Here is a 14753-nt window from a genome sequence, read left to right as displayed (position 1 = left end):
CGCCTGAACGTGGACGCTGATTCCCATGGGCGCACGTCAGCGCTCGCGAGGCGGACCACCGAGGCATTCAAGGACCGCCCGGTCCGACCGGAGAACCCCCGGGTCGGTGACCCAGGGGTTCCCCGTTGTCCGGAGCGTGGGTGCCTGTCCGCTACGCGGCGCCGCTGATCCCGGGAGCGACGAAGCGCCGGTGCAGCGGGCTGAAGCCGGTGTCGGGTGTGCCGGTGATGCCGGCCTTCTGGATCGCGGGTGCGAGCCGTTCGGTGAAGAAGGTCTCGAACGCCTGCTGGGATTCCCACACATCGGTCACGTGGAACCCCTGAGCGTCGAACCAGGCCACGTGCACCTGGCCACCGGCCGCCGGGACCTCCTCCCAGTCGACCGCGTCCCGCACTGTGTCGTACTGCTCCGGCGTGACTCCCGCCCAGTGCATCGACATCACGACAGCCATGTCCAGCCCGCCTTACTACTCGTCGAGGTGTACGCGCTTCTCCGACCAGCCAACATCCATCCGCTGCCGCACACACTTCCGCGACGGCCAATGGTGTCCCCACGCCGGACAGGCATGGGGATCGTGCCATCGCACGAGCCCTGCCCGGCAGAGCGCGCGGAGGCGTACCGGCGCCTGCGGCAAGCAGCGGGCGCCGCACCGCGTGAGCCCGTACCGCATCGTCTCGTTCAGCGACCTTCACCGTCGTTCAAGCGGGTCTGTCAATAACGGGCGCCCCTGCCTCCACGGATGCCGTGGTACGGCGCTAAAGTTTCGCCGCTGCCGTACGGACCACGAACACGATGCCGTCCGTTCGCCTCGGGGGAGGGGCAACGCAGCCATCCATTCACCTGTGGGGGCACATTGAACACCTCTGCGCGTCGCAAATTCGCGGCGCTCACGACCGTCGCCGCACTCGCGGCCGGTCTCGTCGCCGGGCTCCCGGGCCAGGCGACCGCCGACACCGCCGGCTGGCCGGCCACGGACGGCAGGCTGCTGTACAACGACGGCGGCGGCTCGCTGCACTACATCAACCCCGACGGGACCTGGAGCGCCCAGTTCTACGAGACCGCGAATCAGGCCGCCTGGTCCGCCGACGGCAGCCAGATCGCCTACGTGGGCTCCACCGACGGCCGTCTCCGCACGAAGACGTACGCCCAGGAGTCGATATCGGGCAACGACATCGTCATGCCGGCAGGCAGTGGCTGGCATCCGACCCACCCGACGTTCTGGTACGGCGGAGGCGACATCGTCTTCACCGCCGGAGGCCGACTGCGGGTGGCCGTAGCGAACAGCGCCCTCGCTCCCAAGACACTGTTCGGCACCGACGTCGACGGCTGCGACTCCAAGGCCAGCGGCGCCGTCAACGGCAAACTGGCCTTCGTGCGCACCGGCACGAGCTGCTCCACCACCGGTACTCCGGCCGTCTGGGTCTACAACGGCCCCACCAAGGCGTTCACCAAGGTGGCCGCCAACGCGGACGACCCGAGCATGTCCCCGGACGGGCAGTCGCTGGCCTTCACCCGGACGGTCGCCGGACACAAACAGCTCTTCACGGTCAAGGTCGACGGCACCGGGCTGACCCAGGTCACCACGGACCCCGCCGACCACAACCGTCCCGCCTGGTCGCCCAAGGGCGACCGGATCGCGTACGACACCTACTTCACCGGCGGCCCGGACACCGGCCCCAGCGGTTCGCAGCTATGGATCCACGACCTCGCCGCGGGCACGGAGACACGTGTGCCCATGGCCGGCGGGACCGACGTGGCCTGGCAGCCGCTCCGGAAGAACGCGATCTCCCGGGTCTACGGCTCCGACATCTACGACGGCAACATCGCCGCGTCCAAGTGGACGTGGAACACCCTCGGCAGGAGTGTGCCGGGCCTGATGAACGCGAGCTCGGCCGTCCTGATCAGCAAGTCGGACTCCGCGTACGCCACCACCGCGACCTCGCTGGCCGGCAAGAAGCACGGACCGGTGCTGATGACCTCCGGCACGGGCCTGGACTCCTCCGTCCAGACCGAGCTGAAGCGCATGCTGCCCAAGGGCAGGACCGTCTACCTGGTCGGCGGCACCAGCATCCTCAGCAGCTCGGTGGCATCCAAGGTGACCTCGCTCGGGTACGTCGCCAAGCGGCTGTCCGACGTCTCGCGCTACTCCACCTCGGTGGCCGTGGCCAAGACGATCACCAGCGCCCCGAAGTACGTGTTCCTGGCGACCGGCACGGACTACCACAACGCCCTCGCGGCCAGTTCCGCCGCCGGCGCCATGGGCACCTCGGGCACCTCGGTCGTACTGCTGACCGAGGGCTCGACCATGACCACGTCCGTGTACGGCTACCTGAACAAGTACAGCCCGAGCACGACGAAGATCATCACGGTGGGGGTCGACGCCGAGTCGGCGCTGACGAAGGCATACAACGCCGGCAAGCTGCCCCACTGGCCCAGCACGTACAGCTACTACCGCTTCGGCGGCAGCCCGGCGCCGGTCGCCGCGAGCCTCGCCGAGTTCTGGTGGTCGTCGCCGTCGGACGCCGCGGTGGCCTCCGTGGGCAGTTGGCGCGGCGGCGTCTCCGCATCCTCGGCGATGAGCACCGCCGGTCCGCTGCTGTGGACCGACGTCACCTCGCTGACGTACGACACCAAGTGGTACATGATGCGCACGTCGGCGAGCCTGAACCACGTGGCCGTGTTCGGCGGCAGCGGCTCCGTCGACGCGAAGGTGGTCCCGTTGATCGGCAGGGCCATCGGTGTGGACAGCACCTACACGTACACCCCGTACTACAAGGGTGACATCCCGCAGAGCCCGGCCTCCCAGCCGTTGTCCGCGAGCACCGCGAGCACCGGCAAGCCCGTTTCGAGCCCGGATCTGGCCCCGCTCAAGGTGACGGTCTCGAAGTGACCCCGTGTCCGGGCCGCCTTCCTCCCAGAGGGCGGCCCGGAGCACCGGCGGCATCTCGCGAGCGGCAGCGTGCGCCCCGAGCAACGGCTCCAGAGCCGGGCACCGGACGAGAAGAAGCCCTCGGTGATCAGCCGAGGGCCCCTACGTCGCCAGTTCTGCCGATCCCGCTACCCGCAGGTCAGACCGCTTCCTTGTTCTCCTTGGACGCCTCGCCCAGCCTATGTACCGGAGGCAACACACTCCACGGGAAGTTGATCCAGTCGTCGGTGCGCTTCCACACGTACTCGCACTTCACGAGCGACTGGGACTTCTCGTAGATCACGGCGCTGCGGACCTCGGCGACCTCGCCGACGCAGAAGTCGTGGACGAGCTTCAGCGTCTTGCCGGTGTCGGCCACGTCGTCCGTGATCAGCACCTTCTTGTCGGAGAAGTCGATGGCGTTGGGGACCGGGGCGAGCATGACCGGCATTTCGAGAGTGGTCCCCACGCCCGTGTAGAACTCGACGTTCACGAGGTGGATGTTCTTGCAGTCGAGGGCGTAGGCGAGCCCGCCCGCGACGAAGACGCCACCCCGGGCGATGCTGAGGACGATGTCGGGCTCGTACCCGTCGTCGGCGATGGTCTGCGCCAGCTCACGGATCGCGCCGCCGAAGCGCTCGTAGGTCAGGTTCTCGCGCACAGGCAGGTCACTCATGTCGCTCCCGCTCACACCTGGGTCCGATGGAAGTTGAGGAAGGACCGGGAGGCGGTCGGCCCGCGCTGGCCCTGGTAACGGGAGCCGTACCGGTCACTGCCGTACGGGAACTCGGCCGGCGAGCTGAGCCGGAACATGCACAGCTGCCCGATCTTCATGCCCGGCCAGAGCTTGATCGGGAGCGTCGCGAGGTTGGAGAGCTCCAGCGTGACGTGCCCGGAGAAGCCGGGGTCGATGAACCCGGCGGTGGAGTGGGTGACGAGGCCGAGCCGCCCGAGCGAGCTCTTGCCCTCAAGGCGCGACGCCAGGTCGTCGGGCAGGCTGATGACCTCGTACGTGCTCGCGAGCACGAACTCCCCGGGGTGGAGGATGAACGGCTCGTCCCCCTCGGGTTCGACGAGCCGCGTCAGGTCGGCCTGCTCGACGGAGGGGTCGATGTGGGGGTAGCGGTGATTCTCGAACACCCGGAAGTAGCGGTCGAGCCGCACGTCGATGCTTGAGGGTTGCACCATGGATGCGTCGTACGGATCGATACGGACCCGCCCGGCGTCGATCTCGGCCCGGATGTCCTTGTCTGAGAGAAGCACGCCCTGAGGATACGCAAGGCGCGCGGAGCCACCACAATCGTGACGACTCCACGCGCCGGGTCCTACGCCGTTACCGCTTCACTCGCTGCTTCGACTCACCGCTTCGCTTGCTGCTTCTCCAGGGCCACGGGCACCGCACTGCGGAGCCGGGCACAGCGTGGGCACCGGACGAGCCGTCCGGGACCGAGCCGCTCGGCCTGCTGCATCGGGAACGAAGCGGTGCTGAACACGTGCCCTTCGGCACAACGGACGACGGTGTGCTCCATCAAGTCCACAGAGTCCCTTCCCCAAGAGCCTTCGTCTCACTGGCGTGAGTGACGACGAAAGCCACATTACGGGACGAAAGGAACGGCCCTCCAGGCGGCACTCCGACCAACCACGGACCCTCTTCGCCGCCTCCACCGTACGCCCCAACTCCCGGCCCCCGCAGCCCCGTCCACCCCCTCGCATGCACACAGGCCCCACGGCTTCAGCGCCGGGGGCCTGCCATGAGGTAGAGTGACTGAGCGTTTACGACACCGGTTCAACCGGCGTCTTACGCGGGTGTAGTTTAGTGGTAGAACATCAGCTTCCCAAGCTGAGAGTGCGAGTTCGATTCTCGTCACCCGCTCTTTTTTGAAGCCCCGGGTCAGCGACCTGGGGCTTGTTCGTTGGGGAGCCGTTGCTGCGTTTTGCGGGCGCTTCTGCGCCCCGAGATCGGGCACGTAGAGGGCACGCGCGCCTTGCGGGGGCGGTGCACAAGCCTCGTGCGGGAGGGGGCGCTTGGCCGCCGAGGGCCCTGCGTCAGAGCGGAAGGTCGTCGGGGAGTACCCGAAACGCCTTGTAGCGACCCAATGGGCGTACGGCCCGGAAGTCCCGTCGGTCGAGGGTGAGAATCGCGTCCGTGTCGTAGTCGGCGGCAAGCGCCACGTTCACCGCGTCGGCGAGGTCGAGGTCCAGCGCGTGGTAGCGGACACGGACGGACTGGGCGGCGCCCAGGTGGTCCTCCGTGATCTCCGGCAGGACGACACGCCCCCGGCTCATCCAGCGCCGCAGGTCGTCGACCGCGCTGAGGGCTGCCTCCCTGCCTAGCTCACGCGTCGCCACGTGATCCAGTTCGGCCAGCAGGAGCGGGGACATGACCAGTAGGCCGGCCGCCATGATCGCCTCGTTCGCCGCCCCGTGTTCCGGATGAGACGAGTCCAGGGCTGCCAGAAGGCCGGACGTATCGGCGATGACAACGATCACGCGGCGGATCCGGAACCCGAGCCGGTCTCACGCCGGACGGCCTCGGCGACCGTGTCGCGGACCTCCGACTTGGACGGCGTGCGCCCCGGCCCCTCGAAGGTGCGCGAGAACAGCGGCTCGTCCCAGACCCGGTTCGCCATGGCCGCAAGATGGATGCCCTGGCGGATGATCTCGGCCTCGCTTATACCTCGGCGCTTGGCAGCCTCCTTGATGATGGCCAGGTCCTCGGGGTCGGCGTAGACGTTCGTGCGCTTCATGGACATGTACCAACGATAGTCCATGTACCGGATTGATGTATCCGCGCGCTTCTGCCCACGAGTACGAGGTGTACGGCACGATCTCCTACGGTCGCCCCGTCAGTCGCCGCCGGTTGTGCCGTAGGTGTGGACGGCTCAGTTCTGTCCGTCGTCGTGCGGCAGGTGAGATCGGGTTATTGCACGTCCACGAAGTCGCCGGTCGCCTTGGCGGGCGGGGTGGTGGAGGTGCCTGCGAAGTTCCAGCGCCAGTAGCCGTCCTCGGCCGCGGCAACTGTGGTCGTCAGGCTGCCGGTGCTGGAGGTGTAGCCGGTCTTGACCGTCGTGTAGGTGGTGGTGCCGGCCTTGCGGAACTGGAGCTTGACCGGCTGGTTGGTGTAGCCCCGGTAATCGAGATTGTCCCAGTCGGCCCGGGTGAGCTTGCCGGTGACGGTGAGGGTCTTGCCCTTGGCTATCGGCTCCGGGCTTGCGTTCACAGTGAGTTCGGCGCTCCGCTGCAGGCGGGTCGTGGTGTAGCTCGCCGTGTGGGTCCAGGTGTCGTCATTGGCCACGCCCTGCACGCTGACCTTCCAGGTGCCGGCGTGGGCGTTGGTGAGCGCGGTGCCACCGTACTTCCAGTCCGGTTCGAGGGAGATCGTCTGGGAGCAGGTGGAGGTGGTGGCGCTGGAGGCGACGCAGTCCGCATGGGAGTAGTACTCGTTCGACAGGATGCGGTCGTCGTACGTCTCGTAGGGGTTCGCGCCATCCGGTCCACGCCACAGGACGAAGTCCGCGTCCTGGATGCCCGACGGGTGGGTGAAGGTTGCTGAGACCGTGACCGTCTTGGCGTCGAGACCGACCACGATGTCCTTGCCACCGTCGAAGGAGACGTTGCTGATCTGGACGTCGGTCTGGGTCTCGCCCGCGTAGGCACCGGCGGCAGTGAAGCCGGCCATCGCGGTGACGGCACCGAGCAGAGCGAAGGCAGCGCGCTTGCGCATGTATCTCCTTGCCAGAGGGAAGATCGGGAACCCGCCGAGCGGGAGCGGCGGGGCAGTCGAGGCCGGTCAGGGACCGGTGACCGACTTGATCGTGTACGGGAAGCTCTCCTGCTGCCAGATCACCGTGAACCGCGAGGTCGGGCGGGTGTCGACCTGGGGGACCTTGCCGTCCGACGTGAGTGTCTTCGTGGTGCCGAAAGTGCCGCCGCGGCTGATCAGGCGGGCGCCGGCCTTGGTGCAGCTGTACGGGGGCGTCGACTTGGGGACGACCGTGTGGAAGACGAGCATGCCGTCGCCGTCGTCGTCGAGGGCCAGGTCCGGCCGGTCGCCGAGCCCGAGGCCGGTGACGGTGCCCCTGGTGCCGGCCGCGGACAGCCGGCGGCCGACCAGCTCCAGCTTGCCGTTGGTGTAGCGGGTCCACACGATCATCGAGTCGCCGTCGAGGTCGGTGGCGAGGGCGTGGTGAAAGCCCACGTTGTCCGTGGACGCCGAGATGCGCAGCGGCGACGACAGCGTGCCGGTGCGGCTCCAGCGCGAGGCCCAGACCTGCGAGCGGTCACCGCCGCCGGAGTGGTAGCTGACGACCGCGTCGCCGTCCCGGTCCACGCCGATCCGCACCATGCCGAAACCGCCGTACGCCGCGATCGGTGTGGTGAGCACCTTCGTCGAGGAGACCGACGTCGACGTGATCCGCTTGGCCACGACTTCCGAGCCGCGCACCCAGGCGACGACGAACTGGCCGCCTCGGTCGACGCCGATGGCCGGCTTCTCGGCGGAGCCGTTGCCGAGGGTGATGGCCGCGCCGAGCGTGCCGTCGAGCTTGAGGCGGCGGGCGACCGCGTACCAGCTGCCGTCGCGGATCTCCGTCCAGACCGCCATCGCGGTGCCGCCCGGGGTCACGGCGATCGCCGGGGTGGTCGCCGGCGCCGACGTCGACAGCTTCTGGAGCGGTCCGACGAGGCTGCCGGAGGCCGAGACCCGGCGGCCCACTACCTGGCTGTCCTGCTGCCAGACCACCGCCGAGTCGCCGGTGTCGTCGGAGGCGGCCTCCGGCCAGGACGGCGCGGCACCGTCGGGCGACAGGGTGCGGATCGCCGTCACCGTACCGCTCGCGGTCTTCACTCTGGTCTGGATCCGGTAGTAGCAGCCCGGCGTCGACAGGTCGCAGGCGTTCCAGGCCAGCAGGGCGTCGCCCTGCCGGTCGACCGACACCGTGGGGGAATCGTCAGGGGCCCAGCCGGAGGCCGACACGCTCCACGTCGACGTCCACGCGGCCTCGGCGTTCATGGCCACCGTCGCGGTCACCGCGATCCCGGCCGCCGCGGCGACCGAAACCCCGGCAAGAACACGGCGCTTCACCGAACGCCGATGACGTGCTGCACGCTGAGCCACTCTCATCCCCCGCTTCATTCCCGCGACTTGGGCACAGCCGTCACACAGGCAGCCCGTCGTACCCAGCGCACCTGCGGACTCAAACGTCACATGCGGCACGGACGCGCCGGCCGAGGCCACCTGTCATCACTTGCCGTCCGCCACCGCCCTGAGGGGCCTCATCCGCACCGCCCTGAGGGGCCTCACCCGCGCTCGCTTCGCCGGCGCGACGCGGTGCAGCCGCCGACGGTACGAGAGCGCCCGACGGCACCGAGCCGGCCAGGCGGTGAGTTGCCCTCACGTTGCCGCTGCCGCCGCCGCGGTTCCCGTGGACTTCCTCGGAATTGTCCGTGATCGGTAACAGACGGATCCTGCGGGCGCCGTTGCTCGTCCTGCCAGGTGGTCGGGAGATGACCGAGGGGTCGGCGAAGAACTGCGGGAAGCGGGGCGGACATGGCGCGGCACGGTGGCGGGCGGGGCTGGTACGGCAAGGTGTTCGGGGCGGCGCTCGGGGTGACGTTGCTGACCGTGGGTGCCTCGGTGTGGACCGCGCAGGCCGATGGCGTGGGCCGCTCGACGCCTCGCGCGGTCGCGCCGCCCGCGGCGGGCGCCGCGGGCGGCGGCGTCAAGGCGGTGGCGGTGACCATCGCGCACGCCTCGGACAAGGGCCCGCGCGGCGTCAACATCACCATCGACGACGGCCCGGACCCCGTGTGGACCCCTCAAGTGCTCGACGTGCTGCGGGAGTACGGGGTGAAGGCCACGTTCTGCATGGTGGGGACGCAGGCGCAGGCCCACCCGGACCTCGTGAAGAAGGTGGTCGCGGCCGGGCACCGGCTGTGCGACCACTCGGTGTCGCACGACACCACCATGGACAAGAAGCCCCAGGCCTACCAGTCGCAGCAGATACTCGACGCCGAACGCATGATCACCAAGGCGTCCGGGGGCGTACGGCCGATGTACTACCGCGCGCCCGGCGGAGCCTTCACCCCCTACAGTCGCAAGCTCGCCGCCTCCCGGGGCATGCGCCCGCTGGGCTGGAACGTCGACACCAAGGACTTCGAGCGGCCGGGCACGGACACCATCGTCGCCACCGTCCAGCGGGAGTTGTCCAACGGTCCGACGCTCCTCTTCCACGACGCGGGCGGCGACCGCTCCCAGACCGTCGAGGCGCTGCGCCGGATCCTCCCCTGGCTCAAGCAGCAGGGCTGTTCCTTCGGCTTCCCGGTGCGCTGAACCCCGGCCCGCCGAACCCAGGCCCGCTCCGAAACCCCAGGTCAGCGATCTGGGGTTTTCTGCGCGGCAACCCTATGCGTGCCCTGTGACCACAAGGAGTCGGATCCGGTCCCTCCAGTGCCTGGATTCGCCCTTCCTCTGGTGCACGGTACGCAAGGAGAACACCCCCCGTGAAAGACCCAGACCCCACGAACGGCGGGCGCCGCGGGCGTCACCGTCGCCGCTGGACCGCCACAGGTCTGCTGTTCGGCATACCCGCCGCCGTCGTCGTGCCGTATCTCCTGTTCACACAGGAGGAATCACAGGCCGCGCCGGTCGACAGCGCGGCCTATTACCAGCTGGTCTCCGTCCGCAGCGGCAAGGTGATGGACGTCAACGGCTTCTCCACGGCTGACGGCACCCGTATCCAGCAGTGGACCGACCAGCACACCGCCAACCAGCAGTGGAAGCTGAGGCCGACCGGTGGCGGCTACTACGAGCTGGTGAACCGCAACAGCGGCAAAGCGCTGGGCATAGCGGGCAGTTCGACCGCCCGGGCGGCCGCCGCCGAGCAGCAGACCGACAGCTCCTCCGCCTCCCAGGAGTGGCGGATCGACGAGGTGAGCGGCTCCGACGCCGTCACCTTCACCTCCCGCCGGAGCGGCCAGGTCCTGGACGTCGCCGCAGGCTCCACGGCCGACGGCGCGGCGATCACCCAGTATCCCGACAAGGGCAGCACCAACCAGCAGTGGAAGCTGGTGAAGGTGGGTGAGACCGGGGCGGGCGGGTCCGGCAACACGCAGACCCCGACCGCGGCCGGACCGTATGTGTGGAAGAACGCCCAGGTGGTGGGCGGCGGTTACGTCACCGGGCTGGTGTTCAACCCCCGGGAGAAGGGTCTGCTGTACGCCCGTACCGACATGGGGGGCGCCTACCGCTGGGACGCCGGGGCCGAGCAGTGGATCCCGCTGACCGACTGGGTCGGCGAGAAGGACTGGAACCTGCTGGGCATCGACTCGGTGGCCACCGACCCCGTCGACCCCGACCGGCTCTACCTCGGGGCGGGCACCTACACCAACGAGTGGGCCGGCAACGGCGCGCTCCTGCGCTCCACCGACCGGGGCCGCACCTTCAAGCGCACCGAGCTGCCCTTCAAGCTGGGCGGCAACGAGCCCGGCCGCGGCGCGGGCGAACGTCTGGTGATCGACCCCGCCGACCACGGCACCCTGCTGCTGGGCACCCGCAAGAACGGCCTGTGGCGCAGCACCGATTACGGCGTGACATGGAGCCAGGTCTCCTCGTTTCCCGTCAAGGACGGTGCGAGCAGCGGCGGGGGCATCTCCTTCGTGACGTACGGCCCGGCCGGCAGCAGGACGGTCTACGTCGGCGTCGCGGACAAGTCGGCTTCCCTGTACCGCTCCACCGACGGCGGCAGCACCTGGCAGGCCGTCTCCGGGCAGCCCACCGGCCAGATGCCGCAGCACGGCGTGGTCTCCGGTGACGGCTCGCTGTACCTGACGTACACCAACACCCTCGGCCCCAACGACGTGACGGCGGGCTCGGTGTGGAAGTACACGCCGGCCGGCGGGGCGTGGAAGAACGTCTCCCCGTCCCAGGGCAGCTACGGGTTCTCCGGTCTGGCCGTCGACCCGCGGAAGCCGTCCACGGTGATGGTCGCCACCCTCGACCGCTGGTGGCCCGAGGACGAGGTCTACCGGACCACCGACGGCGGCGGGACCTGGAAGCCACTGGCGTCGAAGTCGGTGCGCGATGACTCCGCCGCTCCTTATGTCGGTATCGGCATCGGGCACTGGATGACCGCTCTGGCCGTCGACCCCTTCGACTCCGGGCATGTGCTGTACGGCACCGGCAGCGGCATCTGGCGCAGCAAGGACGTCACCGCCGCCGACAGCGGCGGCACCAGCCACTGGACCGTGGGGGCCCGAGGGCTGGAGGAGACCGCGCTGGCGGACGCGATCGCCCCGCCCGGCGGCGCCACCCTCATCACCTCCATGGGTGACCAGGGCGGTTTCCGGTACGACGGCCCCCTGACCAAGGTGCCCGCGGGGCGGCTGACGAACCCGACGATGTACCACAGCACCGATATCGACTTCGCCCAGTCCAACCCCTCGATGATGGTCCGCGTCGGCCGCGCCGGCGAGCAGGACGGCGCGTACTCCAGCGACGGAGGCCGTAGCTGGAACGGCTTCAAGGCGGAGCCGGTGGGCAGCGCCGACAGCGGCCATGTCGCGCTTGCGGCGGACGGCTCCACCATCGTCTGGGCCGAGGCCGGCCAGACCCCGTACCGCTCCACCGACAGGGGGGCGAGCTGGTCGAAGGTCAGCGGCCTGGGCACCGACGCCGTGGTCGTCGCCGACCGCTCCTCGGCCAAGACCTTCTACTCACTGTCCGGCGGCACGCTCTACGCCGGCACCGACGGCGGCGCGACCTTCACCGCCCGCGCCGGCAACCTGCCCGCCGGCCGGCTCGCGGCCGTCCCCGGCATCGCCGGGGACCTGTGGATCGCCGGCGGCGCCAAGGGGCTGCTGCACTCCACCGACGGCGGCCGCACCTTCACCACGCTCAACACGGTGCAGTCCGCCTCCGCCCTCGGCTTCGGCAAGGCCCAGCCGGGCACCGGGTACCAGGCCCTGTACCTGATCGGCACCGTCAAGAACGTCACCGGAGTCTTCCGCTCCACCGACAAGGGCGCCACCTGGCTCCGCGTCAACGACGACGCCCACCAGTGGGGCAACTTCGCCGCCGTCGGCCTCGTCACCGGGGACCCGGACGCCTTCGGCCGCGTCTACATCGGCACCAACGGGCGCGGTCTCCAGTACGGCGACCCGTCCTGACCCCAGCGCCCCATCGGGGCCGCAGGCACGCCGGCCTGCGGCCCCGTCCTCGTGGTGGCGAAGACATAGAGGCGCAGGACGGCGAAGCGGGCCGTGCCCGCGAGGGCGGAGGCGCTGAGGTAGACGATCTGCTCGGTCTGCATGCCGGGGGAGGCCTGCGTCAGATGCAGGACGAACACGGCAATGCTGGTCGCCAGGTATGCGGCGACGGCCGAGGCCGCGGACCGGCTGTGCTCCCGCCATCCGGCGCCGCGGCCCTTGCCGAACGTGTAGCGGGCGTGGAGTTCGGTGCACAGCAGGGTGGAGACGACGGTGACGATCGCGTTCGAGACCACCCAGGGCATGACCTTGGCCGAGAGCGGTACCGCGAAGCTGGAGAGGACTCCGACGCCGCCTCCCAGGATCACGAACCGTAGGAAGGAGGCGACGGGTCCAGGGCCGGCCGGAGTCGCCGTCGCGGGCTTCTGTGCGAGCGGCGACTTCATCAGAGTTCTCCTTTGCGGGTTGCGGGTTGCGGATTGCGGATTGCCGGTTGCTGGCTGCTGGTTGCCGGTTGCCGGTTGCGTGACAGAGGGCGGCTTTCGTCGGTTTCGGGTCAGAGGCTGCGGGCGGTGATGTCGCCGTGGGCGGTGGTCGCGCGGATGTTCAGGCCGGCCTCGGCGCCGTCGGTGTTCTTGAGCGCGTTGTGGATCCGGCCGTAGCCGGTGCCGGCGTCCAGGGAGGCGGAGACCCCGGGGGCGGCGCCGACCGAGATCTCGCCGGCCTCGGTGCGCAGTTCGACCGTGCCTCGTACGGCCTCGGCGATCCGGATGTCGCCCTTCTGCGTGCTGATCTCCGCGGCGCCGCCCAGCCGGCCGACCGAGACGTCGCCGGCCTGGAGGGTGAGACGCGCGCCGGCGGTCTCGTCGAGCTTGACCGTGGCCTGCGCGCCCTCGAAGACGACGTCGCCCAGCCGGCCCACGCCCCGCAGCTCGGCCAGGGCCGCCTTCGCCTCGACGTGCGAGCCGGCGGGCAGTTGGACGGTCACCTCGACGGAGCCGGAGGTGCCGAGAATCCGGTTGCCCGACGCGGGGGTCTCGATCCGCAGGACCCCGTCGTCGTAGGTGACCGTGATTCGTTCCGCCGCCTTCACGTCGCGGCTCTTGGAGGCGTCCGCGGGCCGGACCTCGACCGTGGTGTCGGCCCGGTCGGCGGCGATGAACCGGATGAGTCCGGCGGGGATGTCGAGGACGGCGGCGATCGGGGCGGAGGTGGCGAACTTCTGCATGGTGCGCTCCTTGAGTTCAGTGTTTCTGACTCCGGAAACGCTACGTTGCGTTCGCTAGATCGGCAACGATATCGTTGCACTCGAACATCATCACTGCAGGTGAGAGGTAATAAATCGTTGCAACAGATGTGCTTTTAACGCAACACTCCCCCTCATTGACGTTGCAATGAAGGAGAGTGAACGCTATACGGGAGACGCCGGGGCGCCCCCGACTACCAGCGCAGCGGAAGAGTGGCCAGGTAGTCGTCGAGCAACCCGGCGATGATCCGGTGGTCGTGGAAGGAGGGGTGCCAGTCGCACCCGAGGTAGTCCAGGCCGGGGCCGTCGTAGTACCAGTGGCGGACCCGGCTGTCGCCCCGGCGGTTGCGTGTCTGGACGATGCGCAGGGCGGTCTGGGCGAACGCGGGCGTGTTGGCGACGTAGGTGGCGCTGACCACGATGAACGTCCTGCTGCCGTACCGGGCACGCAGCTTGTCGATGAAGCCCTGATAGGCCGTCTCGTAGGCGGCGATCAGGTCGTCCTGCGTGGTCCAGGGCTCGCCCGCGTTGAGCGGGGTCGAGAAGTCGTTGATGCCCAGGCCGACCACGACGACCTGCGGCTGCCAGGTGTCGGGCTTGCGCCAGACGTCGCCGTCGACGTTCAGCAGCGCGCGGTCGTAGTAGGTGCGGAAGTCCGTACCGGGGCTGCTCCCGTTGTAGTTGCGGACCATGCCGCGGCCGGAGTAGGCGTTGATCTGGTAGTCGGCGTCGAGGCGCCGGGCGGTGAGGGCGCCGAAGGCCAGGTCGGCGTTGCTGTTGCGGTTGACTCCGCCGTTGCCCGAACAGTCGTGGACGGTGGAGGCGTTGCCGTAGCCCGCGGTGTAGGAGTCGCCGATGAACTCGATCTGCCTGCTCCGCGCCCGGGGCCCGGCCAGAACCGCACCCCCGGGCGCGGCGACGAACCCGCCGAACCGGCCCACGGCCCAGGGACTTTCCGTGCGCTTGACGAGCCGCACGCTGTGCTCGCTGTCGGAGAGGCCGTCGATCCAGGACGTGGTCCGGCCCGGAGTCACCAGTGTGGCCACGGTCGTTGCGTCGATCTGGACGTCGTAGTCGTTGTCGGAGTCGTCGAGGACGATGCCGACCCCGGTACCCCGGAACCGGCCCTCGAAGTAGATGCCGGGCCAGGTGTACTGCACAAACCCGCCACCGGCCTTCACGACTCGGCCCACCGTTCGGTAGCGGGCCCGGACACCGGACGCCTGCGCGGGGGGTGCGACGGCGGTGACGACGCCCGCGGCGGCGGCACTGACGAGCGTCCTACGGGACAACTGACGGGGCGTCTGCACAGGGTCACTCCTTTGACGGATGGACGTAACGCTGCCGAGGGCGTCGCGGACCGCCCCTTGGGCGCCCCGGCCGGGCAGGGCCTCC

The 14753-nt window shown here is 69.4% G+C and carries 14 protein-coding genes and 1 tRNA gene; 4 read left to right on the top strand and 11 right to left on the bottom strand.

All coding sequences use genetic code 11. From position 1 onward, the window contains the following. Positions 1–151: 151 nt before the first annotated feature. On the bottom strand, positions 152–451 hold the full coding sequence (locus tag ACN6LB_RS34610) for a hypothetical protein (protein WP_356134902.1): 300 nt from the start codon (positions 449–451) through the stop codon (positions 152–154). Positions 452–853: 402 nt separating this feature from the next. Here ACN6LB_RS34610 and ACN6LB_RS34605 point away from each other — a divergent pair, with 402 nt between their 5' ends. Further along, positions 854–2890 carry a cell wall-binding repeat-containing protein gene (locus ACN6LB_RS34605; RefSeq protein ID WP_445029292.1) on the top strand — a complete coding sequence of 679 codons (2037 nt, stop codon included), beginning with the start codon at positions 854–856 and terminating at the stop codon, positions 2888–2890. Between the two features lie 178 nt (positions 2891–3068). On the opposite strand, the gene ACN6LB_RS34600 is transcribed toward ACN6LB_RS34605, so the two are convergent. The 3 genes from ACN6LB_RS34600 to ACN6LB_RS34590 all read right to left on the bottom strand — a co-directional run bounded on the left by ACN6LB_RS34600 (position 3069) and on the right by ACN6LB_RS34590 (position 4446). Then, a complete protein-coding gene (locus tag ACN6LB_RS34600; RefSeq protein ID WP_445029291.1) occupies positions 3069–3584 on the bottom strand; it encodes a phosphoribosyltransferase in 516 nt (171 codons plus the stop codon). A gap of 11 nt (positions 3585–3595) precedes the next feature. After that, a complete protein-coding gene (dcd, locus tag ACN6LB_RS34595) occupies positions 3596–4171 on the bottom strand; it encodes a dCTP deaminase (RefSeq protein WP_356134908.1) in 576 nt (191 codons plus the stop codon). Between the two features lie 95 nt (positions 4172–4266). Next, positions 4267–4446 carry a hypothetical protein gene (locus ACN6LB_RS34590; RefSeq protein WP_445029290.1) on the bottom strand — a complete coding sequence of 60 codons (180 nt, stop codon included), beginning with the start codon at positions 4444–4446 and terminating at the stop codon, positions 4267–4269. Positions 4447–4710: 264 nt separating this feature from the next. On the opposite strand from ACN6LB_RS34590, the gene ACN6LB_RS34585 reads away from it, so the two are divergent. Beyond that, a tRNA-Gly gene (locus tag ACN6LB_RS34585) sits at positions 4711–4781 on the top strand. Positions 4782–4954: 173 nt separating this feature from the next. Here the strand turns inward: ACN6LB_RS34585 and ACN6LB_RS34580 are convergent. The 4 genes from ACN6LB_RS34580 to ACN6LB_RS34565 form a co-directional block, all read right to left on the bottom strand. Beyond that, positions 4955–5398 (bottom strand): PIN domain-containing protein, encoded by a 444-nt coding sequence (locus tag ACN6LB_RS34580; protein ID WP_445029289.1) that lies wholly within the window; start codon positions 5396–5398, stop codon positions 4955–4957. Beyond that, complete coding sequence (locus tag ACN6LB_RS34575) at positions 5395–5661, bottom strand: ribbon-helix-helix domain-containing protein (protein WP_445029288.1); 267 nt, start codon at positions 5659–5661, stop codon at positions 5395–5397. The genes ACN6LB_RS34580 and ACN6LB_RS34575 overlap by 4 nt, the downstream gene beginning before the upstream one ends. Positions 5662–5828: 167 nt before the next feature. Further along, on the bottom strand, positions 5829–6632 hold the full coding sequence (locus ACN6LB_RS34570) for a calcium-binding protein (RefSeq protein ID WP_445029287.1): 804 nt from the start codon (positions 6630–6632) through the stop codon (positions 5829–5831). A gap of 66 nt (positions 6633–6698) precedes the next feature. Beyond that, positions 6699–7991 carry a hypothetical protein gene (locus ACN6LB_RS34565; RefSeq protein ID WP_445029286.1) on the bottom strand — a complete coding sequence of 431 codons (1293 nt, stop codon included), beginning with the start codon at positions 7989–7991 and terminating at the stop codon, positions 6699–6701. Positions 7992–8456: 465 nt separating this feature from the next. Between ACN6LB_RS34565 and ACN6LB_RS34560 the strand changes: the two genes are divergently transcribed. Next, positions 8457–9239, top strand: coding sequence for a polysaccharide deacetylase family protein (locus tag ACN6LB_RS34560; protein WP_445029285.1), 783 nt, complete (start codon positions 8457–8459; stop codon positions 9237–9239). Between the two features lie 170 nt (positions 9240–9409). Continuing rightward, positions 9410–12073 (top strand): RICIN domain-containing protein, encoded by a 2664-nt coding sequence (locus ACN6LB_RS34555; RefSeq protein ID WP_445029284.1) that lies wholly within the window; start codon positions 9410–9412, stop codon positions 12071–12073. Here ACN6LB_RS34555 and ACN6LB_RS34550 read toward each other — a convergent pair. The 3 genes from ACN6LB_RS34550 to ACN6LB_RS34540 all read right to left on the bottom strand — a co-directional run bounded on the left by ACN6LB_RS34550 (position 12025) and on the right by ACN6LB_RS34540 (position 14668). Then, on the bottom strand, positions 12025–12558 hold the full coding sequence (locus ACN6LB_RS34550) for a hypothetical protein (RefSeq protein WP_445029283.1): 534 nt from the start codon (positions 12556–12558) through the stop codon (positions 12025–12027). The two genes, ACN6LB_RS34555 and ACN6LB_RS34550, sit on opposite strands and share 49 nt — an antisense overlap. Before the next feature lie 110 nt (positions 12559–12668). Then, positions 12669–13340 (bottom strand): DUF4097 family beta strand repeat-containing protein, encoded by a 672-nt coding sequence (locus ACN6LB_RS34545; protein ID WP_445029282.1) that lies wholly within the window; start codon positions 13338–13340, stop codon positions 12669–12671. A gap of 212 nt (positions 13341–13552) precedes the next feature. Continuing rightward, complete coding sequence (locus ACN6LB_RS34540) at positions 13553–14668, bottom strand: SGNH/GDSL hydrolase family protein (RefSeq protein WP_445029281.1); 1116 nt, start codon at positions 14666–14668, stop codon at positions 13553–13555. Positions 14669–14753: the final 85 nt, after the last annotated feature.

The organism is Streptomyces sp. SAS_270, from assembly GCF_052543295.1.
Note: the sequence above shows the minus strand (reverse complement) of the source record. Positions and strands in the feature narration are given on the sequence as shown.